The sequence below is a fragment of the Siminovitchia sediminis genome (assembly GCF_042680885.1).
In the GTDB taxonomy this organism is placed as follows: domain Bacteria; phylum Bacillota; class Bacilli; order Bacillales; family Bacillaceae_C; genus Siminovitchia; species Siminovitchia sediminis.
This window is the reverse complement of record NZ_JBHUEO010000012.1, coordinates 1-25028: the sequence shown is the minus strand read 5'-3', so window position 1 is coordinate 25028 and position 25028 is coordinate 1. Positions and strand designations below refer to the sequence as shown.

Annotated in this window: 24 protein-coding genes, 1 tRNA gene and 1 pseudogene; 20 read left to right on the top strand and 6 right to left on the bottom strand. The window is 40.8% G+C overall.

What is annotated here, in order from left to right:
• The first annotated feature begins 81 nt into the window (after positions 1–81).
• Entirely contained in the window at positions 82–600 is a 519-nt protein-coding gene (locus tag ACFSCZ_RS06005) for an STM3941 family protein (RefSeq protein WP_380772898.1), read from the top strand.
• Positions 601–727: 127 nt separating this feature from the next.
• Complete coding sequence (locus tag ACFSCZ_RS06000; protein WP_380772897.1) at positions 728–1612, top strand: DUF6612 family protein; 885 nt, start codon at positions 728–730, stop codon at positions 1610–1612.
• Between the two features lie 93 nt (positions 1613–1705).
• On the opposite strand, the gene ACFSCZ_RS05995 is transcribed toward ACFSCZ_RS06000, so the two are convergent.
• Complete coding sequence (locus ACFSCZ_RS05995; protein ID WP_380772991.1) at positions 1706–2872, bottom strand: MFS transporter; 1167 nt, start codon at positions 2870–2872, stop codon at positions 1706–1708.
• Between the two features lie 457 nt (positions 2873–3329).
• On the opposite strand from ACFSCZ_RS05995, the gene ACFSCZ_RS05990 reads away from it, so the two are divergent.
• From ACFSCZ_RS05990 to ACFSCZ_RS05955, 8 genes are all read left to right on the top strand, one after another.
• Complete coding sequence (locus ACFSCZ_RS05990; protein ID WP_380772990.1) at positions 3330–3842, top strand: type 1 glutamine amidotransferase domain-containing protein; 513 nt, start codon at positions 3330–3332, stop codon at positions 3840–3842.
• A 99-nt stretch (positions 3843–3941) separates the two neighbouring features.
• Complete coding sequence (locus tag ACFSCZ_RS05985) at positions 3942–4400, top strand: MarR family winged helix-turn-helix transcriptional regulator (RefSeq protein WP_380772896.1); 459 nt, start codon at positions 3942–3944, stop codon at positions 4398–4400.
• Positions 4401–4410: 10 nt separating this feature from the next.
• Positions 4411–5235 (top strand): glutamate racemase, encoded by an 825-nt coding sequence (racE, locus tag ACFSCZ_RS05980; protein WP_380772895.1) that lies wholly within the window; start codon positions 4411–4413, stop codon positions 5233–5235.
• Between the two features lie 163 nt (positions 5236–5398).
• Positions 5399–6526, top strand: coding sequence for a GerMN domain-containing protein (locus ACFSCZ_RS05975; protein WP_380772894.1), 1128 nt, complete (start codon positions 5399–5401; stop codon positions 6524–6526).
• A gap of 92 nt (positions 6527–6618) precedes the next feature.
• Positions 6619–7368, top strand: coding sequence for a ribonuclease PH (rph, locus tag ACFSCZ_RS05970; RefSeq protein WP_380772893.1), 750 nt, complete (start codon positions 6619–6621; stop codon positions 7366–7368).
• A 26-nt stretch (positions 7369–7394) separates the two neighbouring features.
• Positions 7395–7985, top strand: coding sequence for an XTP/dITP diphosphatase (locus ACFSCZ_RS05965; protein ID WP_380772892.1), 591 nt, complete (start codon positions 7395–7397; stop codon positions 7983–7985).
• Positions 7986–8397: 412 nt separating this feature from the next.
• Complete coding sequence (locus ACFSCZ_RS05960; protein ID WP_380772891.1) at positions 8398–9843, top strand: DHA2 family efflux MFS transporter permease subunit; 1446 nt, start codon at positions 8398–8400, stop codon at positions 9841–9843.
• 70 nt (positions 9844–9913) lie between these two features.
• Positions 9914–9987 (top strand) — tRNA-Arg (locus ACFSCZ_RS05955).
• A gap of 362 nt (positions 9988–10349) precedes the next feature.
• Here ACFSCZ_RS05955 and istB read toward each other — a convergent pair.
• The 4 genes from istB to ACFSCZ_RS05935 form a co-directional block, all read right to left on the bottom strand.
• Positions 10350–11072: an IS21-like element helper ATPase IstB gene (istB, locus tag ACFSCZ_RS05950; RefSeq protein WP_380772889.1), complete on the bottom strand. Its 723-nt coding sequence runs from the start codon at positions 11070–11072 to the stop codon at positions 10350–10352.
• Positions 11060–11350, bottom strand: a complete 291-nt coding sequence (locus ACFSCZ_RS05945) for a hypothetical protein (RefSeq protein ID WP_380772888.1) — start codon at positions 11348–11350, stop codon at positions 11060–11062. The genes istB and ACFSCZ_RS05945 overlap by 13 nt, the downstream gene beginning before the upstream one ends.
• An 86-nt stretch (positions 11351–11436) precedes the next feature.
• Positions 11437–12186, bottom strand: a complete 750-nt coding sequence (gene istA / locus ACFSCZ_RS05940; RefSeq protein WP_380772989.1) for an IS21 family transposase — start codon at positions 12184–12186, stop codon at positions 11437–11439.
• Positions 12123–12281: a helix-turn-helix domain-containing protein gene (locus ACFSCZ_RS05935; protein ID WP_380772988.1), complete on the bottom strand. Its 159-nt coding sequence runs from the start codon at positions 12279–12281 to the stop codon at positions 12123–12125. The genes istA and ACFSCZ_RS05935 overlap by 64 nt, the downstream gene beginning before the upstream one ends.
• Before the next feature lie 1148 nt (positions 12282–13429).
• Between ACFSCZ_RS05935 and ACFSCZ_RS05930 the strand changes: the two genes are divergently transcribed.
• The 10 genes from ACFSCZ_RS05930 (at position 13430) to ACFSCZ_RS05885 (ending at position 24401) form a co-directional block, all read left to right on the top strand.
• Positions 13430–14557 carry a class II histone deacetylase gene (locus tag ACFSCZ_RS05930; RefSeq protein ID WP_380772887.1) on the top strand — a complete coding sequence of 376 codons (1128 nt, stop codon included), beginning with the start codon at positions 13430–13432 and terminating at the stop codon, positions 14555–14557.
• Between the two features lie 478 nt (positions 14558–15035).
• Positions 15036–16535 carry a sodium:solute symporter family protein gene (locus tag ACFSCZ_RS05925; protein ID WP_380772886.1) on the top strand — a complete coding sequence of 500 codons (1500 nt, stop codon included), beginning with the start codon at positions 15036–15038 and terminating at the stop codon, positions 16533–16535.
• Between the two features lie 141 nt (positions 16536–16676).
• Positions 16677–17411: a hydantoinase/carbamoylase family amidase gene (locus tag ACFSCZ_RS05920; RefSeq protein WP_380772884.1), complete on the top strand. Its 735-nt coding sequence runs from the start codon at positions 16677–16679 to the stop codon at positions 17409–17411.
• Between the two features lie 2 nt (positions 17412–17413).
• A complete protein-coding gene (locus ACFSCZ_RS05915) occupies positions 17414–17917 on the top strand; it encodes a M20/M25/M40 family metallo-hydrolase (RefSeq protein ID WP_380772883.1) in 504 nt (167 codons plus the stop codon).
• A gap of 1017 nt (positions 17918–18934) precedes the next feature.
• Complete coding sequence (locus ACFSCZ_RS05910) at positions 18935–19489, top strand: OsmC family protein (protein WP_380772882.1); 555 nt, start codon at positions 18935–18937, stop codon at positions 19487–19489.
• 382 nt (positions 19490–19871) lie between these two features.
• Positions 19872–21353: an aldehyde dehydrogenase family protein gene (locus ACFSCZ_RS05905; protein ID WP_380772881.1), complete on the top strand. Its 1482-nt coding sequence runs from the start codon at positions 19872–19874 to the stop codon at positions 21351–21353.
• A gap of 231 nt (positions 21354–21584) precedes the next feature.
• Complete coding sequence (locus tag ACFSCZ_RS05900; RefSeq protein ID WP_380772880.1) at positions 21585–21713, top strand: hypothetical protein; 129 nt, start codon at positions 21585–21587, stop codon at positions 21711–21713.
• Positions 21714–21780: 67 nt separating this feature from the next.
• Positions 21781–22671: a carbon-nitrogen hydrolase family protein gene (locus tag ACFSCZ_RS05895; protein ID WP_380772987.1), complete on the top strand. Its 891-nt coding sequence runs from the start codon at positions 21781–21783 to the stop codon at positions 22669–22671.
• A gap of 108 nt (positions 22672–22779) precedes the next feature.
• On the top strand, positions 22780–23025 hold the full coding sequence (locus ACFSCZ_RS05890) for a hypothetical protein (protein WP_380772879.1): 246 nt from the start codon (positions 22780–22782) through the stop codon (positions 23023–23025).
• Positions 23026–23042: 17 nt separating this feature from the next.
• Complete coding sequence (locus ACFSCZ_RS05885) at positions 23043–24401, top strand: APC family permease (protein ID WP_380772878.1); 1359 nt, start codon at positions 23043–23045, stop codon at positions 24399–24401.
• 160 nt (positions 24402–24561) lie between these two features.
• Here ACFSCZ_RS05885 and ACFSCZ_RS05880 read toward each other — a convergent pair.
• A pseudogene (locus ACFSCZ_RS05880) lies at positions 24562–24910 on the bottom strand (IS21 family transposase); the annotation flags it as partial.
• Positions 24911–25028: the final 118 nt, after the last annotated feature.

Genomic DNA, 25028 nt, shown 5'->3' with positions numbered 1-25028 from the left:
AGGTCATTCGGAGGATTTATTTTTTGGAACAAAACGATTAAGCTGAAAGATGGCTGCTTGAATGCTGCAGGAGGTATTTTGGTGAAAAATGATTTTTATTGTCATGCGAAGAAAGCCAGGATGGTTCTACTGGCTGTTATAAGTCTGGTTTTTGCTGCGTTGGGTATATTCATTACAGCAGTCCCGTTTAATGAACCATTATTGCCGATGATCCTGGGAATCGTCGTTGGCATCGTATTTGGGCTGTGTTTCCTGTATTATATCTGTGTACTTATAAAGAGGAAACCGGCTGTTGTTGTCACGCAAGAAGGCATTATGGACCATTCAAGTTTTATTGGTGCCGGCCTCGTCAGATGGGAGGAAATTGAAGCGATTGAATTTCTAAGCTTCCCGGGTCAGGTGTACCTTGGCATATTTACACTTGACCGAAAGTTGATCATTGACCGTTCCAATGGAATGAAGAAGTTGTTTACCCGTTTAAATCAAGGACTGCTGCCGTCACAGGTAAACATACCGTTATACAATCTGGCGTGTTCTGCAGAAGAACTTGTCCAAGCGATTGAAGAACGTCGGGAAAGAGCCATGAAGAAAAAGTCTTGATGCTGAGTACAGCCGTGAAGGTCTTTTGGCTTGATGATGAAACGTGCGAAACTATTAGACTTCTCATACGTATAACCAATGAGAGCATTAAGCACTTGATTAATTTTTGAGGAGAGGAACTTTATTCATGAAAAAAACATTATGGATGATTTTGGCAGCTATGCTTATGCTGATGCTAGCAGCCTGCAATCAGACAGCGGAGCCGGTGGAACAAGAGCAATCAGGTGAAAGCACAACAAAAACTAAAGAGACGGAGGCCAAGGAACAAGAAGAGGAACTTACACTAGAAGAAGTATATAAGAAAACCGAGGAAGCCAATAAAAATGTTCATAGTTTTGAAAGTGACATGACCATGAAGCAGGCCATCAGTGCTGAAGGCGAAAAGCAGGATATCAATTCGGACATTTCTCTGGCTTTCATCGCTGATCCCATGGCACTGCATCAACAGATGACGATGTCTATTGAAGGACAGGAGCAAAATATCGAAGCTTATTTGACAAAAGATGGGTTCTATATGTATGAGCCAAACCAGCAAGCCTGGGTGAAGCTGCCGGAAGAATTATCCGGGCAAATCCTTCAAATGTCTGAAAACCAAACGAACCCTTCCGGACAGTTGGAGCAACTCAAGCCATTTGTTGATGAGTTTGATTTTCAACAGGATGAAAAGAACTATATTCTTACTTTAAAGGCATCTGGCGAGAAGTTTGACCAATTTTTAAAAGACCAGGTGAAAGAAACGCTGCCGCCTGAAATGCAGACAGAAAACATGATGGGTACGATGACATTTAACAAGATGGAATATGAGCTGTTCATTGATAAAGAAACGTTCTATTTAACTGCGATGAACATGGTTACTGATACAGATACCGAGGTGGAAGGCCAGAAAGTGAATATGCAGATGGATATAAGGGGAACATACAGTAATTATAATGGAGTAGAAAGCATCGAGGTGCCAAAAGAGGCATTGGAAAATGCACAAGAAATAACTATGGATCAAATGAATGGGCAATAAAAAGAGGGGGTTCTCCTCTTTTTTTGCATTTTAATAGGAATCATGACGAAAACGGCTGCCATAGAAAACAGCCGTTTCTCCGATATTAGCAATTTACACCGAACGTGCTCTTTTTGATTGCATTTGATAGATTTGATACAAAACGAATGTAAAAATAGAAAGAATGGCCCCAATGATATAAGGCAAGCCGATGGCCTGGGAAAATAGCCAGCCCCCCAATGGCGGTCCGACAATCCGGCCAAATGAGTCAAAGGAAGACAGTAATCCGGTTGTGCTTCCATAGCCTGCTGCGGTTCTTTTTGTCAATAGCGCAGAGACGCTTGGACGGATCACTCCATTTCCGATCCCAAAAATCGTCAGGTAAATAGCAGCAGTTAAGAAACTGTCTACCAAAAGGATTAAACCAAAGCCAATGGCAGAAACGATGATGCCGAGTTGAATCACCGCTCCTTCCCCATATTTCTTGGTCATCCTCCCAACTAACCCGCCTTGTACCAAGGCTCCGGCAAAACCCATGATCATAAACAGGTAGCCCAGCTGAACTGTATTCAATCCGGCGGTTTCGGCAGCGAAGTACGCAAAAGTTGCTTCGAGCCCGGCTAATGAAACGGATGTGAATAATTGTAAGAAATACAACATGCTGATGGGACCGCGGAGCGCTTGATGAAGCGGCACCCTCCTGGCAGTCTGTTCACCTTTTTCTCCAGGCTGATGAGATTCTTTCAGCATCAGCAAGACAAAAACAAAGGTAAGCAGTGAAGAAAAACCAGCTATGTAAAAAGGCATACTTAAACTGTTCTGTGAAAAAATTCCCCCGATGGCAGGGCCGAATATAAAGCCCAGTCCTATGGACGCACCAATGATGCCCATCCCTTTACCACGGTCTTCTTCTGAAGTGATATCTGCAACGTATGCCATGACTGTCGGCATATTGGCAGAAGAAAGGAACCCGCCAATAATTCTTGCTGCAAACAACATCCACAATTCAGATGAAAGAGCCATCATAAAAAAGGAAATCGCCAATCCGAAAATACCGATCATCATGACCGGCTTTCTGCCAATTCGATCGGAAATCCTTCCCCACATAGGTGCAAAAAGTAATTGCATAAATGAATAAACGGCCATCAGCAGCCCAAGTTCTGTCGGCGAAGCGCCCAGTTCTTCTGCGTAAAAAGGAAGGACAGGAATGATAATGCCAAATCCAACCATCACAAAAAACATGACTGCAAACAGTATGGGCAATGCTCTTTTCGTATCCAAAACAAGTCCACTCCAGTCTCCAATTAAATCTACGTTGAACGGTTGTCCAAGTCTAGTATATTCTTCACGAGTAAAAGAATAGTGTGAAGTTTGTCCAAGTTCTCTGGTTAAACGATTTATGATATTGTCCAGTGTCAAGCGCCATCACCTTAGGTCATAACGCTCCAAGGCAGGAAGTCCAGGAAGAATGATCTTCTGCGCAATATAAATGAGAGTGTTGTTCAGCCCTCAGTAGCCCGGCATGAAGCCTATTCGACAAAGTGGCTTCTCCAGGGCAGCGAAGAACTCCCTCAACATTCATTTTGTCCTTGTTGCCTAAGGCTTTCCGCTTTTCTTATAGTAACATGAATCGCCAACTAGTGTTAGCTGAAGTTAGCGTAACTTGTCACTCAAAATTGAAATTGTACGTTTTATGACAAATGGTGCGGGAAATGTAGAACTGAAGGGAGCTGATAGAGTGGGCAAGAAAATCGCGGTACTGATCACAGATTTGTTTGAGGATGTTGAATTTACAGAGCCGGCAAAAGCCTTTGAAGAGGCAGGACACTCTGTGATAACTATTGAAAGAGATTCGGGAAAGACCGTGAAAGGCAAGCAGGGAAATGCCACGGTACCAATTGATCAAGGGATTGATGAAGCAGATCCGAAAGATTTTGATGCATTATTTTTGCCGGGAGGATTTTCCCCGGATCAGCTTCGGGCCGATAAACGGTTTGTACAATTTACAAAAACTTTTATGGATGACATGAAACCGGTTTTTGCCATCTGCCATGGACCTCAGCTGCTTATTTCTGCGAAATCTCTCGAAGGCAGACAAGCGACCGGTTATACATCCATCAAAGTGGATATGGAATATGCAGGAGCCCAATACAAAGATCAAGAGGTCGTTGTCTGCTCCAACCAACTGGTAACGAGCCGCAATCCTGACGATATTCCGGCGTTTATAAAAGAATCATTACACCTGCTGTAAAACCACAGCATCCAAGAGGGAATTCACAGAATTCCCTCTTGTTTTTTTGCCGGAAAAAGGTGACAATGCATATAAAAGAACACGGGGAGTTGTTCGGAAATGATGCAGAGTAGGCCGCGTGTCCGGCACAATGAGGAATGGGTAGCCGAAATAGAAAAAGACCTAAGATACATATCTGCGATTGTCAAACAAAAGGGACGCGAAATACTGACGGACTATGAAATCACACCTCCGCAGTTTATCGGTCTTCAATGGCTCTTTGAAGAAGGGGACATGACTATAGGGGAATTGTCCAATAAAATGTTCTTAGCTTGCAGTACAACAACCGATTTAATTGACAGAATGGAGAAAAAAGAACTGGTTGAGAGGGTAAAAGACCCGAAAGACCGGCGGGTCGTTCGCATACACTTATTAAGTAAGGGCGAAACCATTATTAATGAAGTCATTCAAAAACGACAGGAATACTTACAGGATGTTCTCCAAGACTTTTCTGAACAAGAAGCTATGATACTTATGGAGAGCTTGGAGAAGCTGCATCGAGAAATGAAAAAAGAATGAGGCGTTTGTATTGAATCAAGTAATAGGAGTCATAGATTCAGGGATTGGCGGGTTGACCGTGGCCAAAGAAATTATGCGCCAGCTCCCCAATGAAACGATTTATTATGTAGGAGATACGGCCAGATGCCCGTATGGGCCGAGGCCAGCAGATGAAGTAAAAGAATATACGTGGGAAATGACTTCCTTTCTAATGAAATATGACTTGAAAATGCTCGTCATAGCCTGTAATACAGCAACTGCAGTAGTATTGGAGGAAATTAAATCAAAACTGCAGATCCCGGTCATCGGTGTCATTTCACCGGGGGCCCGTGCAGCCATCAAAACAACGCAAAATAATCGAGTAGGTGTGCTGGGGACAGTGGGAACGGTAAAAAGTGAAGCATATGTACGGGAGCTTCACCAAATCAAAAACAAGGTGGAAGTCACTCAACTCGTTTGTCCAAAATTTGTACCGCTTGTGGAAAGCTCACAATATCATAGTGCCATTGCCCAAAAGGTAGTAAAGGAAACGCTGACGCCGCTTAAAGGGAGTGAAATTGACACACTGATTCTTGGCTGTACCCATTACCCGCTGCTGGGTCCCTTAATTAAACAGGAGATGGGCCCGGGTGTTAAAGTCATCAGCTCAGGGGAAGAAACAGCGAGGGAAGTCAGTGCCATTCTTCACTATAACAAAACCATCAGTATTCAAAAAGAACCGCCAGACCATCGGTTTTTTACAACAGGCTCAGTAGATATTTTTCATCAAATTGCATCGGATTGGCTGAAAGAACGGAAGCTTCATATTCAATCTGTCAGGCTCGGCCGGTATTTGACACATTCAGCTGACAACTAGCTGCCGTACAGGGAGTACGTCCCTTAACGGCAGTTTTTATATGGACTTAAACGAATACCAGTTCCAGGCTTCTATTTTTCTAACAAAAAGATAGGGTCAAGCGGTCTAAATGAGTAGGAAAGCTCGTATACATGAAGTACAAACTGTTCTAGGAGGGGTACGAATGTGTAAACGGGCGAAAATAGCCGCGGTTGCTGTGATTTTGGCAGCAAGTGCGTTCATATCAGGCTGCGGACTTTTCGAAAAAGAAAAGGAGAAGCTCGATCCGCCTCAAGATGTAACTTATTTAAAAGAGGGGGAGAACCTGGAAACCACAACGGATGAGACAGCTCCTGAGGAAGAAAGCGCCGAACAGGAGGCAGCACCTGAGAAAGAAGGCGCTGATCAGGAAACAGCAGGAGAAGGGGAAGAACAGGCTGGCACCGTGATGAGGGATCTGTATTTGATTGATCGAAATGGGATGGTTGTATCTCAAACATTGCCGCTTCCGGCTTCAGACAGTGCTGCTAAACAGGCATTGGAATATCTTGTCGCAGATGGACCTGTAACGGAAATGCTGCCTAATGGCTTTAGAACCGTTCTTCCGGCTGGTACAACAGTGGATGTAGATATAAAAGACGGCAAAGCGATTGTGGACTTCTCCGAAGAGTTTGCGACTTATGATGGTAATGATGAAAAAAGAATTTTGGAGGCTGTCACTTGGACGTTGACTCAGTTTGATTCTGTGGAAACAGTTGAACTGAGAATGAATGGCCATGTATTGGAAGAGATGCCTGTAAATGGAACACCGATCAGTAAAGAAGGACTTTCACGGGCTGACGGAATCAATCTGGTTGATACCGATACAGCGGATATCACAAATACCCGCCCATTAACGGTATATTATCTGTCACAAGCAGGAGACGATGTATACTATGTCCCGGTTACACAACGCATTTCGAATAATATAGAAGACGATGTGGAAGCGGTGGTCCATGAGTTGGCAGAAGGACCTGGACTGACCGCCGGGTTGGTGAGCGGTTTGTCCGGAGATGTAAGTTTGTTGGAGCCTCCGACCATTAAAGATGGTGTGGTAACTTTGAATTTCAATGAATCGATCTTAGGCAGCGATGAACAGAATATTATAACGGATGCTGCTTTACAATCCCTTGTTCTTTCTTTAACGGAGCAGGAGGGAATTGAGAGTGTCTCTGTACAGGTCGATGGAAAAACAGAATTGGCGAATGAAAAGGGTGAGCCGCTGACAGCACCGGTTACTCGTCCAGAAAAAGTAAATACAGGAAGTTATTAAATAACCAATATTTGTTATACTATAAATAAGCTATAAAGAGGACGGCATTTAGGTCATGCCGTCTCTATTGTTTTTTAAGGGAGGAACAATCATTGCGTGTGGATGGCAGACAAGCAGATGAACTAAGACATATACAAATCGAGACCGATTATTTAAAGCATCCTGAAGGTTCCGTCTTAATCACAGTCGGTGATACCAAGGTGATATGTACGGCAAGTATTGAAGAAAGAGTGCCGCCATTTCTAAGAGGAGAAGGTAAAGGATGGATCTCCGCAGAATATTCTATGCTGCCAAGAGCAACTGGAACAAGGAATATCAGGGAATCCTCCAAGGGTAAAGTCTCCGGAAGAACAATGGAAATACAGCGTCTTATCGGCCGTGCACTTCGTGCGGTTGTAGATCTGGCCGCAATAGGAGAACGAACCATCTGGATCGACTGCGACGTCATTCAGGCAGATGGCGGGACAAGAACGGCTTCAATTACCGGGGCGTTTGTAGCCATGACCATGGCCATTGCCAAGCTGGCAGAGGAAAAAGAATTGCCCGCTTTCCCAGTAACAGATTTTCTTGCGGCCACCAGCGTAGGGATCATTGAAGAAGAAGGCGTGATACTTGATTTGAATTATATCGAAGATAGTGCGGCCATGGTGGATATGAATGTGGTAATGACGGGTTCCGGTGAATTTGTTGAACTTCAGGGCACGGGAGAGGAATCCACTTTTACAGCACACCAGCTGCAGGAGATGCTGGCAGCGGCTGAGAAAGGAATGAAGGAATTAACGGCTTTGCAGAAAGAAGTACTCGGAGAAATCTCTCAGAAAATAGGAGCGGCAGCTGAATAAAGTTTGAATGAAAGTGTAGGTTGATTATGAAAAGTATCATCATAGCTACGAAAAATAAAGGAAAAGCCAAGGAATTTGAACAATTGTTTAAGAAATATGGCTTTAAAGTTCAGACATTGCTGGATGTGCAAAATGCTCCTGACATAGAAGAAACAGGATCAACTTTTGAAGAGAATGCAGTGATCAAGGCTGAAGCGATTGCCAAAGCTGCTGATACATATGTCGTTGCAGACGATTCCGGGTTGGTGATCGATGCATTGGATGGAAGACCCGGTATTTATTCTGCAAGATATGCCGGAACAGATAAAGATGACGATGCCAATATCGATAAGGTTCTCGACGAACTGGAAGGGGTCAGTAAAGAGAACAGAACCGGGCGCTTTTACTGTGCGCTTGCTTTAGCAGGCCCCGGAATTGAAACGATGACGGTTTATGGAACATGCGAAGGCTATATTCTTTTTGAACGCCGAGGGGACGGCGGCTTTGGTTATGATCCCATTTTCTATGTTCCGTCAGAGAAGAAGACGATGGCTGAAATGACGCCTGAACGGAAAAATGAATTGAGCCACCGGGCGGCTGCCATGAATAAATTGGAACCATTGATTGCGGATTTATGAATTGAATAGGAAGAGCGGTGCAGCTTTACAGGTGATGAAAACCTGGCTGGGCGCCAACTTTCCGGGGAGTCTTTTAGTTTCTGGCAGGATCAGAACGGTGACCTCCTGCCGCTTCGCTTTCACAAGTACTGCCTGTACTTCGAATATGGACATACTTAAAAGCTAACGCTTTTTCTTCGTGCGATGGTTTACTGCCGGAGCTTTCCCATGTCCTGTCACTTCACTGCACTTGCGTCGGTGGCAAAGGGATCTCCTATCCGTCTGAGACAAAACCAAAAAAGGCCGCAGTTTTCCGTTTTCTGAAATGGCCTCGAATCTCAAAATTCGCAGTTGAACATGAGATCTAAACATATCCATTTCTTCAATTCTTTGATAAAATGGCTAATAGAACAGACGGAAATCAGGTGAAAAAGTGATTCACAAAGCAAGGGGCAGTGAAAAGGCATTTTGGTCGATCATCTCTGCTGTTTTTCTCGGAAACTTTCTTGCGATTTTAAATACGTCTACTACGAATATTGCAGTACCAGGCTTTATGGCAGAGTTTTCCACACAGCTTCCGGCTGCGCAATGGACGATCACAGGATTTATGCTCGCTGCAGGTGCGGCTGCACCTGCAGCAGGTTGGTTTGGAGCCCGATTTGGTTATAAACGGGTGTATATTGCCGCATTATCCGGCTTTTTTATTTTTTCGGTCATGTGTATACTGTCCATTTCGATTGAAATGTTAATCACAGCTCGGTTGATGCAAGGGATATTCAGCGGCATTATTATGCCGGCTACATTAACGCTGATTTATCAAACGGTAGACAGAAGCAGACAGGCATTTGGAATGAGTCTCTGGAGCATGTCTTCGGCGCTTGCACCCGCTGTCGGCCCCGTTTTAGCGGGCTTCCTGATTGATCTGTTTGATTGGAGAGCGCTGTTTTACTTCAATCTCCCGGTTGCGGCAATTGCTATGGCTGCGGCCATCAAATTTCTGCCGGATACGGATCGAGGAGAAAAAACTCCTTTTGATCTATGGGGCCTTGTTTTTTCGTTTGGAGGGAGCATTCTGCTGCTAACCGCCTTTGCGCAAGCAGGTACATGGGGCTGGATAGATGAAAAAACACTTGCCATGATTGGGCTGGGATCCATTTTGCTTGCATTGTTTGTAAAACGGGAGTTGAAGATTGAGTTTCCACTATTGAATTTTTCCGTGTTCGCCCATCGGAAATTTGCATATGGAATAATTCTAAACGCAGTTCTGTCCATTGCTTTGTATGCGGGTGCATTTCTTGTTCCAATTTTCTTGCAGACTTCCCTGGATCTGGGAGCGTTAGAAACAGGGCTCATCATGGTTCCTGGAGCGATGGTCATGGCCTTTTTTACCCCGATTACAGGAAGGCTGTATAACCAAACCGGCCCTGTACCGCTGATCGTTTCCGGCTTGATCGTCATGGGTGTCGGAACATTCATGATGGGAAACCTGACGCTTCAGACAACTGCTTTGTACGTAATTATCTGGACATCAATCAGATATTTGGGAATTGCTCTATGTAATATGCCGATCATCAATGTGGGCATGGCAGCGGTCCCGAAAGATCTGGCCGGTTATGCTTCAGCACTGAATAACTGGACGCGCCAATGCATCGCCTCCTTGTCGATCGCTCTTTTTTCAGGATTGCTGGCATACAGGTCCAATCAGCACATTCAAGCAGGAATGGACGCCTCATCCGCATCCGCTGTGGCTGCCGGAGATGTATTTTACATTTCGCTAATTCCTTTAATTTTGGCTCTGCCCCTCACGTTATTACTTAGAGAAAAGCGCCATTTCAAGAAAACAGGTCATTTGGCTGGCCGTGAGGTAAAGAACCAATAATAATTTGGGAAAAACTATTGACTTTACCAAGGGCCAGCCATATAATTAAAAATGTCCGTTAAATTAACAGGTCCCAGTAGCTCAGCTGGATAGAGCAACAGACTTCTAATCTGTAGGTCGGGAGTTCGAATCTCTCCTGGGACGTCTTTGTATGTATTTGGGTTAAGATTGACACCATGGAAAATGCTCCGAAACGTTGATATATAAACGTTTTGGGGTGTTTTTCTTTTTCTGGGAATACGGTTATAAATAAATGAAAAGAGATCGGGTTTAATTGTTGAAAAGAAGATTATTTACGGCCATAATTCAACTATTCAATAAAATTCTTGAATAGCGGTGATTCAAAGTGATAAATGAAAGAAATTTAAAAGACACATTGTACTGTCAAGGACAACTTAAAATTTTATAATTTAGCCGGTTTACTTTTTTAGAGTATAGCCGAAATTTTGTTTATGAGCGGTTTCCCAGTCTGTTTTTTGAGGAACTATACCTGCCTGGATTTTTTCTTACAGTCGATAAGAGTCTCCCCGGATATTGAAGACAGAGCTATGGTGAAGGAGCCTGTCCAGAATGGCGGTGGCCAGAACAGGACTGCCAAGCATTTCTCCCCATTCACTGTACGATTTGTTGGATGTGATAATTAAGGAGCTTTCCTCATATCGCTTAGAAACGATCTGGAATAAGATCTGGGCACTTGTTGAATCAAAAGGGGCATATCCAATCTCGTCCATGATCAGGACGGTAGGCCTCGCATATTGCCGCAGAAATTTTTTGATCTGATTGTCCTCCGCAGCTTTTTTGGCTGCTTCAATAAAGTCGTCGGCCCGGATGAACAGGGCTGTCTGTCCTTGGTCAATGACCTCCAAAGCGATGGCTATCGCCAGGTGTGTCTTTCCAACCCCCGGTGGCCCCAAGAGAATGACATTGTGCCCGTCACGGTAGAAGGAACGCGAGATCAGATCCTGAATACGGTTTTCACTGACACTCGGCTGGACTGCGAAATCAAACTCGGGTAAGGTTTTCACAAATGGGAAACGGGCTTTCTTCATTCGGCGGTTCCAGGAAGCCTCTTTCTTTGAATCCTCTTCATGATGCAGGATGGTGCTTAAAAATTCCGCATATGTTATACTTTTGGCAGAAGCTTGTTCCAAGATGGCGTCAAGTTCTTGTGCCACTGACTTCCATCCAAACTGTAGACATCGTTCATGCAGGTCATCTAAGGCTTGCATAAAGCTGATTCCTCCTCTTGCAGATTTTCATAATAGTCGAGGGATCGGACTTCTACCTCAGGAGCTTTCTGAACATGCGGGGAGGTCGCCAAACCCATATCCCCCTCGTCAGGAGTTCCTTTTATTTTTGGCAGATGTTCAGGCCGGTGAATAAACGTTTTTCGTGGATCCTTATTAACTTCATATTCCGTGATTTTTCGGATGTGGTCCCACACCTCAATCGTTTCCCTGTCTAGCCAACGAATCCGAACTTCTTTTAATGAAGGGTAGGTAGGCACAGAATACTTTTTCTATTTGATTGAGGTATAGCCATCATGTACTAGGCGTTTATCCCACTTCGTAACGACAAAAGGCTGAATTTCTCCTATCGGGAGCAGTTGGCCACTTTCCTCTTTAAATCGCTCATCGGGTGCACCCCGGTTGTTTGATTCGGCTTTGCGTTCGCCACGGTTTCCAGCCAGTGAAGGGCGTCCCGATTCCAGGCTTCCAGGGAAGAATCATGCTTCCGCTGCAGGAAGTTGGACCGCACATATTTCACCGAGTTCTCTACTTTTCCCTTGGTCCGGGGCTTTCCGGGCTGACAAAGATCCACTTGAAATCCATAATAAAAGGCAAAATCATTAAATTCCGATGTAAGGACTACTTTCTTCTTCAGCCGTTGCTGTACTACGGTTTTCATATTGCCGAACAGCACTTTTCTGGGGAATCCTCCATAATACTCGAAAGCTCTAACCATACATCGTAAAAAGGTATCCATTTTCATGTCTAAGGTGAAGCAGAGGAAGCGTTTCCTTGAAAAGCTCATAGTCATGATAAATCCGTATGTCCGTTTCCAAACTCCATCCATATCTTGTATCCCGCAATCCATCCAGTCCACCTGAGCTTGTTCACCGGGATCGGTCTCGTATCTGGGAATACCCTGTTTCCCCGATGCTTTCCGATATGGCTGGATAAAGTCCTTGAGTATTGTCTTTTTGCCTGTATAGCCCCTTTCTTTCAGCTCATCAAACAAGACCTCGCAATTGGTTGTACCTTCTTCAATTCGTTGTTTTATGTAGTCTTTATACGGGTCCAGTTTGCTCTTTCTGTTCGGCCGCGTTTGTTTCTTGGGAATTCTTTTGTATATTTTTTTGCCGTAGGCCAGCTGACGCCCATTTCTTCCGCAATATCCGTTATACTCCATCCTTTTTTGTAAAGATCTTGAATCATCCAGAATACCTCTTCCCTTGTTTCATAGTTCATTTATCTCTCCGACTGTAATAGATTATAAATCTATTACAAGTTGGAAAACGTCGAAACTCTAAAGTTTTATTCCGGCTATTTTCTTAATTTTATACTCGGCTGTACCATCTACAATCATTTCTAATTTCAGCATATTCCCGAACCTCCATTACATCAGTTCTACCTATTTCTCCAGTTTAACTGGTGGGAGGGGATATGGACGGAAAGTGTTCATTTCTATTGAGAAATACTGTTCAATTTAGTCTAGCAGTTACAAACATGCACCTGCATAAGTATAAGGCTTTTGTAAAACTTAACAAAATATCAATATATTATTGTAATTTTATACATTCAGTTTACTCTTAAAATTCAATACAATAACTATAAATTAAGTCTAAGGAAGTAAACCTAAATTAATAAAAGATAAGTTGGTGAGATTATCCATTTACTCACCTAATATTGAATAATATTACTGATCCATTTATGTAATACCTAATTTAGGTAATCGAAGAATGAGTGCAAGTATTTTGATATGTTTTTCACATAGAAGGGGGTTGCGAATATTAGCGAAATTCATCAGGTATTGAGTTTGTTAATCAATTCCCGAAAACACCTCGGAGAAACTCTTGAAAAGGTTGTTGAAATAAACCGAATTATCGTCGGTTTTGAAAATAAATTTGGGAATAGGTTTATTACGCAAAGTTTAGAGTATCCTCAATTGTTAGCGCTGAACAAATGGTTCATCGTTAAAGGACTGTTGGGGTTTGTATTAAATGGAAAAATCAGTTGACCCAACCTAGTGCTTGGTCAACTGTTTGCATATTAATTGGGACTTGATAACAAGTCTTCAAAATTAAAGGGGGAAATTTTCGAATGGTAAATGTAGATACTGAAGCTTGGGGATGAAAACGGACCAAAACATATTGACTAGACAAAAAGGAGTATTAAAGGATTCCAAATTAGAAGAACCTGAAAGGAGTGATGATGTTGTAGTAAATTATAAAAATGAAACAATTAAATTGGACAAGTAATATGCCCTTATTTTTTTGATTTGGGGGTGAAGCAATATAAGAGCCCTAGACGCAAGCCTAGAGCTGATACGAAAATTTAATTTTAATTATTAGGAGGTTATGGAAATGAGTAAAACAGGGTTTATTTACGATGAGAGTTATTTTTGGCATGATACTGGAAATGGTGCGCTTCACTTACCTCCAGGTGGATGGGTTCAAAGTTATGTTCACTCAGAAAATCCGGAAACAAAGAGGAGATTTAAAAATTTATTGGAAAGGAGCGGTTTACTTTCTCAATTACAGCTAATATCTCCTCGAGTAGCATCAAGGGATGAAGTTGAACTTTTTCATTCCCCAAGTTACATTGACAAGGTAAAAGAGTTAAGTGAAACCACAGGTGGTGATGCTGGGGAGTTTGCCATTGTTGGTCCAGGTTCCTATGAAATTGCATTACTTGCTACTGGTGGGGCAATTACGGCCGTAGACGCCGTAATGGAAAGGCAAGTTAAAAATGTTTACGCTCTAACAAGACCCCCGGGGCATCATGCAGAAGCTGAAAAAGGAAAAGGATTTTGTCTGTTTAACCATATAGCTATTGCTGCTAAGTATGCAAAGCAAAAATATAATTTAGAGCGTATTTTAATACTAGATTGGGATGTCCATCATGGAAATGGTACGGAAGAAGCATTTTACGATGATTCTAGTACACTATTTATCTCAATGCACCAAGAATATAATTATCCGAAGAAAAGCGGTATAGCAGAACATAGTGGACGTGGGGAAGGAAAAGGTTATAACGTTAATATTCCTTTACCCGCCGGGACCGGAAATGCTGGATATATGCATGCTTTCAAAAAAATCGTGGAACCTATCGTTGATCAGTTTAAACCTGAGCTAATTTTAATATCTGCAGGACAGGATCCAAGCTTATATGACCCGCTTGGAAGAATGATGGTAACTGCAAAAGGATTTTACAGATTTGCTGAGTTTATGATGGAGTTGGCTGAACGTCATTGTGAAGGACAACTTGTAGTTATTCATGAAGGTGGTTATAGTGCACCGTATGTTCCATTTTGTTCCTTAAGTATAGTGGAGGCAATGAGTGGTATTAAAACCGCTGTAGAAGATCCTTTTATATCTGGATTAGGCGTACCTTCAGATAAACTGTTTTCAAATCAAGAAGAAGCAATTCAACGAGTTATCAATCACCAGTCAAAGTTTTGGGAAAGTTTAAATTGCAGGAGCGAGATCTAGTATATACAACCGGGACTTTAATGCGTTGCCTATATTATATACCCTTTAACCTTATCTAGTTGGTTAAGTTATCAAAGGAAAATACAATCTGCGACATGCTATAGTGATAAAATTGTGAAATTTATTAAAGGATAATGTTCGGAGAAATATTTTCTAATTAGGAGTGTATCCCTATCTCGCTATAAATTTTCACGTAGCTCCAAAATTAAAAATTATGATGGTTTTTATAAAACTAAACTTAACATTAACTTAGGAGGAGAGTAATGAGGAGAGGACAGGTAACATTATGTTTTTACATCTTTATCTGGCTTATATTGGGGACATTGGTAGTGCCTCCTGTATTCAAATTTTTCGATAGAATTACACCGTGGGTTTTTGGTCTCCCATTTAGTGTATTCTGGCTTTTAACTGTATGTGTTCTTGTATCAATTACGCTGATTGTATGGTATTTTGTTGAAGATAAAAGGGGGGAATTAGATTGAACGTTGTTATCTCAATAGCAGTTATGATTGGATTTTTGTTGCTAAACCTTATTGTAATATCAATTTTTCGGAAAAAGCAAGACAGTATTGAAGAATACGCAGTTGGAAATAGGTCATTTCCTTGGTTCTATAGTATGTTTGGGTTCCTCGGTGCATGGTATATTGGCTCTATTTACACAGGATTTTTTTCCGATTCGGCAACTATAGGCTTATTTGCGCAGTACTTTGCTGTTTATGCAATAGGTACCATGGTGACCATGTATATTATGGCTCGCCCCGTGTGGATTTTAGGAAAGGTATATAAATTGGAAACGCATGCAGATATGGCTGAATTGAGATATAAAAGTAAAGTTTTTGCAACATTCATAACATACTCTTCTTTTGTATTTTGGGCTCCTTGGCTCATTGTAGAACTTAAGACAATTGGCTACTTAGTCACATCTGCTACATACGGAGTTGTACCATCTATTATCGGTATTATTGTTGTCGGTGGATTTGTAATTTTTTATTCTTGGTGGGGTGGAATGAGAGCTGGTGTCGTAGGAGACCTTGTTCAGGGACTATCTTTCACAGTTCTTGGAACTGCTACCGTAGTATATCTCTTATATGTAGTATATGGAGGAATTGGCCCCATGTTCCAGATGGTTGCGACCGAAAAACCATCAATGTTGACTATTGGCGATAGTATGGAATTGTGGATATGGAGCTCTGCGATAATTACTGGTTCCTTGGGCGGAATGATGAATCCTGGTATGTTCAATCGGTTATACATGGCTGAAAGTGTTAGGGCTCTTAAAAAAGGTGTGTTGTTTGGCCCAATTATTGGCATTATTTTCACTTTCCTTTTACTTTGGTTAGGTTTAGGAGTAACATTTTTAGATGGATTCCCGGAAGATCTACAAAACAGTGTTTTTTGGATGGCCGATAAATACGGGGGCCCTGTTGTGTTAGGGTTAATGGGGGTTTTTGCTTTAGCAGCTTGTATGTCTACCCTAAGTGCGGCAGCAACAACTGCTTCTGTCTTGATTGGTAAAAATATGTTAAGTTCAAAGTTGAGTGAGGAAAAAAGGTTAAAACTTACAAGATTTCTTACACTATTGTTAGGGATAGTAGCAATGTATATTGCAACGATGGATATATCAAGAATTGTGGAAGTGATTATTCATATTTATGAATTCATGGCACAATTAGCTGTTCCGTTTCTGCTAGGGTTTTATTGGAAACGAGGAAATATATATGGTGCGTTTACAGGAATGATTGCTGGAAGTGTAATCGTTTTATTGGGAGTATTTACCCCCGAGTTAATCTCGATGGGGGGAGTTTCATCAGGTATTATTGGGCTGGTTTTTAATTTGACTCTTTATATAATTGTTTCTCTGTTAACCTCAAAGCAACAGCATGTAGATGAATTATTCGAAGCAGTGGAAAATTACACGCCGGATGGTCATTCCCAATCTGAATTTGCCGTAGACAAAATTGCAGCAGATCATTCATAGAATAGATACCTTCAGAGTTGTTCTATTAAAAGCGTTTACTTACTGCATAACTCACTTGCACATTCGTTTGTAAAGGGTTTATTCAAGAACCCATAATTTATTAGGGGAGAAACTTTAATTTATAGAGGGAGGAACAAGAAAATGGAAAAGCAATACATTAATTTAGACCGTCTCATGAAAACGTTTGAAATTAGCAATTCGATAGGGAAGGTTTCTGATACGGGTATAAGCCGATTAGCATTATCAAATGAAGATAAAATTATGAGGGATATTTTTACTAGCTGGTTACATGCAGAGGGTCTCGATGTTCGTGTGGATGATTTTGGTAATATTTATGGACGTCGGGAAGGTATGAGAAATGATTTAGATCCAGTAGTGACGGGATCACACCTTGATACACAAGTGTACGGTGGTAGGTATGATGGAATTCTAGGTGTCCTAAGTGCATTAGAGATGATAAAAGTGTTAAATGAAAATAACATTCAAACACTACGCCCTATTGAAATTGTAAATTTCACAAATGAAGAAGGGGTTAGATTTGCCCCAGGAGCACTAGGGTCGGGCTCGATTACAAATGTGTTTACAAAGGAGTTTGCATATCAGATTAAAGATAAAGATGGTTATAGTTTTGGTGATGAACTAAAACGAATAGGATATCTTGGTGATAAGAAAAATCGTTTAACAAAGGCTCATAGTTATGTAGAACTGCATATAGAACAAGCGCCTGTATTGGAAGACCAAAACAAATCCATTGGTATAGTTACTGGAGATAGAGGCACCGATTGGTTAGAAATTACTATCAATGGAGCAACAAATCATTCCACCTCTACACCGATGAGTAGAAGGAAGGATGCTCTTTTTAGGCAGCAGAGGTAATTGTGGCCATAAAAGAGCTCGCTCAAGGACTGGGTGATGAGGTAACAATAACGATTGGAAAACTAAATATACATCCCGGAGAGATACTTTGTATTCCTGGTGAAGTTTCGTTTATTGTAAATGTCTCCCTTAAAAATGACTCTAAACGTGAAGAATTAATTAATAACATTAAAGAAATATCGAGAAATATCGTCTTGGAAGAAAAAATGCAAATTGATATTAATAAAATTTTAAATTTTCCACCAATTTCCTTTACCAGTCAAATACAAAGTGAAATTGAATCAGTGGCTCATGACCTTGGTTATTCTACTTTAAATGTATTAAGCGGTGGCGGTCATGACGCGAATTATATGCTGAATATTGCGCCAACAGGCATAATTTTTATACCGTGTAAAGAGGGTATAAGCCATAGCGTTAAAGAATATGCTTCGGAAACAGATATTGAAAAGGGAGCAAATGTATTATTAAATACAGTTATTAACCTAGCAAATAAGAGTTCATTTTAGGGCAGTGGGCTCAGCCCCTAATAAATTGACGCCAAAAAAACTGCAAAAAGTTTGATTGACTTGTTTTGTCCCAGTTGATGAATGCATGCAGGAAGGCTAAAAAATGATAACTTGAGGCCTTCCTGCAATCAATTGTAACATGGACACCAATGCCAGGCATTCGCCGGCGGGGCCTGCCAAGAATCAGGCACTACAGACGGCAAGCAGCTGGAGCTTTGGCTTTAAGCTCCTTGTTAAGCCTCGTTTCTAATTCTTTATATAGGTCTTCAGAGTGCCTTAACCAAGCTCCTCCTGGATTTTTCTTCCATTATTATATAAACAGCAAAACCTGCCTACAGGCCTTCAGGTCACCCCAGGATAGAACAGTGTGAATTCCAGTTCTTTTCTCCAATTCATGGAAATAAAGTGAGTGATAGACGTTTCCCCGGTTACTATGGATGAGTACGCCTTCCGGGGTTTTTAGCCCGCGATTCTGCTGGGGGGCGCGTATGTTTTTCCAGATCAGTTTCTAGTTCGGATTGGAGAATGTTTAAAAAGCGATTCTTTCCCCATTGAATAACCTTTTCAGGTGCAAATGTACACCTTTTGGCCTACCAGCACCCTTCCCCATCACTTCGGTGATCATGGCTGATCGCCCAGGGGTTAAAGCGTTAATCATCCGTAAAAGCCAATTTAGTTAAGTTGTTACAACTGGCAATACAAGGTTTAAACGAAAAGCAATTGTTCGATCTTTTTTTTGTTTATATTTCTTATATGTCTGATAAAATAGCTTCCTGTAATGGTAAAAACTTACTATGCACCTACATAATTATAAGGCTTTTGTAAAACTCAACAAACTGACGATATATTATTGTAATTTAATATATATCTTATGTTTTAAAAGTTCAATACAATAAGACTATAAATTGAACGTAAGGAGGTAAACCGAAATTAATAACAGATAATTTGACGATATTATTCATTTACTCATTAAATAACCAACGTTTATTTATTAAATTTATTTGATGGAGGATTAGAATGAAAACCAAACAATTAAATGATATTAATATTCCAGCGTTAAATAATTATATTGAAGAAATAACTGGAAATCCAGATCAAGCAATGGTGGATTACAACATTAAACTAGAATGGCAAGGTGGTACAAAGTCAAAAGTGACAACAAAAGGTATGACTTTCGGAGAACAACAAATAAAGAGAGATTTTACATTTGTAGTTGATGAGCCACCTCAGCTATTAGGCGAGGATACGCACCCAACCCCTCAAGAATATTTATTGGCGGGAATGGGGTCATGTATGATGGTAGGCTACGCTGTTGGTGCATCGATGATGGGTATTGAGTTGGAAAAGTTGGAAATCGAAATGGAAGCAGGATTAAATCTAAGGGGATTTTTAGAGGTCGATCCTGAAGCACCAATAGGGTTTAAAGGTGTGACTTATACGATACGTGTCAAAGGGAACGGAACAAAAGAACAGTTTGAAAAAATTCATGAAAAAGTGATTAACTATTCACCTAATCGTGCCAATATTACGGACTCTATCCATGTAATACCTAATTTGGTAATTGAAGAATGAATGTAAGTATTTTGGTATGTTATCTCTCATACAAATGTTAACGGAAAACCTCAGATGTTGAATTTGATAATGAATTCCTTAGAAAAACCTCGGGGAAACTTCTTAAAAGGTTGTTGAAATAAACCTAAAAATCGTTGGTTTTGAACATAAAATATGAGAATAGATTTTTTATACGAAATGAGAGTATCCTCAAAGTGTTAGCGCTAACAAATGGGTTATATTATAGGACTATTGGAGATTCATTTAAATGACAAAACCAGGTGATTGAACCTTATGCTTGGTAACCTGTTTGCATATTGTCTCGGACTCGATGACAAGTGTGGACAGGCATACAAAAGGCTGGCAACTCAGCCACCCATTTTTCAATAAAGGGGATAGAATGATGATAACAAGTGAGACTTTACCAATTCACCCAAAAGTAAGTGAGTTTATCAAGGGGCCTGTAAAGCTTTTCATTGACGGCGGATGGCATGAATCCGTGGAAGGCCAAACGTTTGAAACAATTAACCCTGCAACAGGGGAAGTATTGGCTCATGTATATGAAGCTCGTGAAAATGATATTGACAAAGCGGTAGAAGCTGCTGTCAAAGCGTTTGAAGAAGGTCCTTGGTCCAGAATCAGCGCAGCAGATCGTGCCAAACTCATGCATAAGCTGGCGGATTTAATGGAAAGGGATTTTGAAGTAATTGCACAGCTAGATACACTGGACAACGGTAAACCGATCCAGGAAATGAGAAACGCCGATTTGCCTGGTGCCATTGATCAGCTAAGGTATTTCGCGGGTTGGACGACCAAAATGACCGGCCAGACGGTTCCCGTATCCCATTCATTCTTTAACTATACACGCCACGAACCGGTCGGGGTAGTAGGACAGATTATTCCATGGAACTTTCCGATCATGATGGCATTGTGGAAAATCGCACCGGCGCTGGCTACAGGCTGTACGATTATTTTAAAACCAGCCGAACAAACACCGCTTTCTGCCCTGTATTTAGGTAAGTTGATTGAGGAAGCAGGTTTCCCGAATGGCGTTATTAATATTGTTCCCGGTTTTGGAAAATCAGCAGGGGATGCGCTTGTCAAACATCCAAAAGTAAATAAAATTGCGTTCACCGGCTCTACAGCGGTCGGAAAATCCATTATGAAAACAGCTGCGGATACGATGAAACGCGTGACACTGGAGCTTGGAGGGAAATCACCCAATATCATCTTGCCGGATGCGGATTTGGATAAAGCGATTCCTGGTGTGTTCAACGGAATCATGGCGAACCAGGGGGAGGTTTGCTGTGCAGGGTCAAGAGCATTTATCCCGGAGCAAAAGTATGATGAAGTCATGGAGAGGCTTGCTGATTATGCTAAAAAAGTAAAGCTCGGTAATGGACTCTCTGAAGATACGGAAATGGGTCCGCTCGTTTCCCAAAGGCAGCATGATATCGTTACTTCTTACATCCAAAAAGGAATTGATGAGGGAGCGAAGCTCTGGGCAGGGGGAGAAAGCCTGGACAAAGGCTTTTTCGTGCAGCCGACTGTTTTTGAAGCAGAAGACCATATGACGATTGCAAGAGAGGAAATCTTTGGACCTGTCGTGGCCTGTATGCCATATAAGACAATTGACGAGGCCATTGAGCGTGCAAATAACAGCCCTTATGGCCTTGGAGCAGGACTTTGGACGGAGAATCTAAAGAACGCCCATATTGTTGCCGGTAAATTAAAAGCTGGTTCTGTATGGGTCAACTGTTATAATCTCTCGAATGCAGCTATGCCGTTTGGCGGTTATAAGCAATCCGGGATTGGTCGCGAAATGGGCTCTTATGCATTAGATAACTATACAGAAGTAAAAAGTGTCTGGGTAAACTTAGATTAATAGTGTCCTGCCTGGCTTTGTACATGCCGGGCAGGGTTCCTCATGTAATTCAGTAAGTAAGCGTCACATGAAAACGGATATGATGACATATGATGACTATTTGATCAAAACAACAAGATTGAGAGAAAGATAACTTTGATGCACGTAGTGGCCATAGGATTGGCCTATATGTCGCCAAACTTACCTTTATCGAAGGTAAAGGCATTTATGTTAAAAAGGGGAGGGTAAAAAATGATTGAGTACAAAGCTCGTATAAAGGCTGCTGCAGTACAAGCCGAACCGGTCTGGTTAAATGCAAATAAAGGAATTGATAAATCAATTTCATTAATCGAAGAAGCTGCAGAAAATGGGCTGAATTAATAGCTTTTCCAGAATTATTTATTCCAGGCTATCCATATTTTGCTTGGCTGGAAACCAATACTGGGCAATGCAGTTCTATAAACGTTACCATCAAAACTCATTATCTGTGAATGATCCCCGGATGAAACGGTTACAGCAAGCTGCAGAGGCAAATAATATTACAGTCGTAATGGGATATAGTGAAAGAGCAGGTGGTAGTCTCTATATAAGTCAAATAACTATTGGAAGTGAAGGAGAAATTATTGGAAGTAGACGTAAATTAAAACCTACACATGCAGAAAGGACTATATTTGGAGAAGGTAATGGTTCTGATGTTAAGGTTTATGATTTACCTATCGGGAGACTAGGAGCTTTAAATTGTTGGGAACACTATCAACCCCTAACGAAGTATGCAATGTTTAGTAAACATGAACAAATCCATGTTGCTTCTTGGCCAAGTTTAGGTAATACGTTTCAAAAGCAGGGTGTTTACACATTCGGTATCGAAGCAAATGAAGCTGCAACGCGTACATATGCGTTAGAGAGTCAAGCATTTGTACTTTGTGCTACAGCCATTATATCGGAATCAGGATATGAGCTGTTTTGTGATACACCAGAGAAAGAAGAATTACTATCACTTGGCGGTGGCTGGGCTCGAATTTTTGGACCCGATGGTAGAGAATTGGCGTCGCGATTGGAACATACGGAAGAAGGCATCCTTTATGCAGATATAGATTTATCGGAAATTCATTTAGCAAAAGCGGGCCTTGATCCGGTTGGACACTATTCTCGGCCAGATATATTTACATTACGCTTCAACGAAAATAAAACTCCATGGGTAGAGAAAGTAGAAGAAAAGAAATATACGGTTTCAGAGGAATATACACTTACAGGAGGTAGAATCAATAATGAGGAACTTGGTGAAACGGAAAAAAAAGTAGAGGATACACCGCAGATACTTACTTCTATGGAGAGCTAAAGAAGGTTAAGAAAATTAACATTTACTCCTTTTAATGAAGAGTACCAATTGATGTTTTAACTGTTGTTTCAAAATTCCATTAATGAACTTACAGAAAGTCTAGTAACGATGTGCCAATTAAAGCAGAAAATTAGTTACAAAGACTATTACTTTAGAATTATTTTGGAATCAATTGAAAGCGCTATTACATTCGAGTCTGGGATTGCTGTGTTTTCAGAAAAAGGCGGTGATGCGATATATTATATTTCTTCTATACTCTTCAATGATAGGGGGAGGTTGTTGATATTTATTAGCAAAAAACAAGGTGTATTAAAAAACAAAGAGAAAATTGGGGATATAAAAAAGAGGGAATAAGGAAGGGTAAGTGAGATATGAATTCGAATGGAGAATTTAAGAGAGTACTAACGTTAATGCCTGTTGTTTTATTTGGTTTAGCCTATATGGTTCCTTTAACTATATTTACAACGTATGGAATTGTTTCGCAGTTGACAAAAGGTTTGCTTCCGATGGCTTACATCGTTACATTAATAACCATGTTATTTACTGCTTATAGTTATGGACGGATGGTAAAAGCGTATCCGTATGCTGGATCTGCTTACACATATGCACAAAAATCGATAAACTCTCACGTAGGCTTTTTTGCAGGATGGGTTTTGTTATTAGATTATTTGTTTCTTCCAATGATTAACTATTTAGCTATTGGAATTTATTTAAACGCTGAAATCCCGTCTATTCCAATATGGATGTGGGTTATCATTGCAATCTTAATTGTAACGTTTTTCAATATTCGAGGGATTAAAGTGGTGGCAGGAGTAAATCTTACATTAATTTCGTTCCAACTAATATTTGTTGCTGCGTTTACCTTCTTTTCCATTAAAGGACTAGTAAGTGGAGAAGGAGCTGGTACCCTCTTTTCCACATTGCCATTTTTTAATCTAGATGGATCAGCTTCGCTCGTTTTTGCCGGAGCAGCGATTTTGGCTCTCTCCTTTTTAGGGTTTGATGCTGTTACGACATTGGCAGAAGAAACGATTGATGCTAAGAAAGTTATTCCAAAAGCAATATTTCTTGTGACAATAATTGGCGGTGTTTTATTCGTTCTTATTTCTTATTTAGGCCAACTTGTTTTTCCAGATTATATGTCATTTAAAGATGTAGATTCAGCCGGTTTAGAAATTGCGGCATTTTTAGGCGGAAACTTATTTAAATCATTTTTCTTAACAGCTTATATTTTAGGTTGCTTTGCTTCTGCTACAAGTTCACATGCAAGTGTTTCTAGGTTGCTCTTTGCAATGGGACGTGACTCGATTCTCCCGAAAAAAATCTTTGGTTATATTAATCCGAAATATCGTACACCTGTGTATAGTATAATCATTGTAAGTTTTGTAGGTTTATCAGCTTTAATTGTCAGTTTAGAAACGGTATCTTCGTTTATTAGTTTCGGAGCTCTTGCGGCTTTTACGATAGTCCATGTTTCCGTTTTTGCTCATTACTACATTAGAAACCAAAAACGTTCACCAAAAGAGACGTTTCTTTATTTAGTACTTCCATTAATAGGAGTTACCTTATGTATTTGGCTATGGACTAGTTTAAGTAAAATTGCTTTTATGCTAGGAATTAGTTGGTTTGTTATTGGGTTCATATATTTAGCATTCATAACGAACATGTTTAGAAAGCGTCCTCCTGAATTAACATTTGACGAAAAAGAGATTGAAGAACGCACGTCTTAATAAAGCATCACCACATGTTGAATTATAAAGGTCCAAATACAAAAGAATAACAAATAAGATATAGGGAAATCTGGAGGGTTATCTCGTAAGCGTTAAATGTTCCCCACCTGTTTCAGATGGGGATTATTTGACGCTTACCAAAGACCGCTGAAATTTGAAGAATCCGGACATGAACGATGTTATCTCCGTGTGGCTTATACGTTTCCAACGGAACAGAATAACGGTACGATTGATATTTAATGATGTTGTCCTTATGCACTGTCCTTGTTATACTAGATCTATGGCTGCTTTCGAAAGAAAGCAGGGGAGGAGACTTTTCGCAAGTGTGGCTTTTCCAGGGCGAACACTTCGACAGGTCTCTTTTTTATTGTATGGTGCACCTGATAGTTTCCTTTTCTTTCAAGCCAGGCGAGTCACTGCTCGTTCCAGGTATCTATCTGATAAAATACCCGATTCCTCGCAAAGTTCCCTTTGATGAATTTCACCACATTCTCAATCTTTCCCTTGTTATGCGAAGCTTCGCATAAAAAAGGTTATGTATAGTTAATGATTATGTAAAGTAAGGAAGTAAATCTATTACCTTTCAGCAAATTATTATTGTTTTACTTTACATTATCACCCTATTGT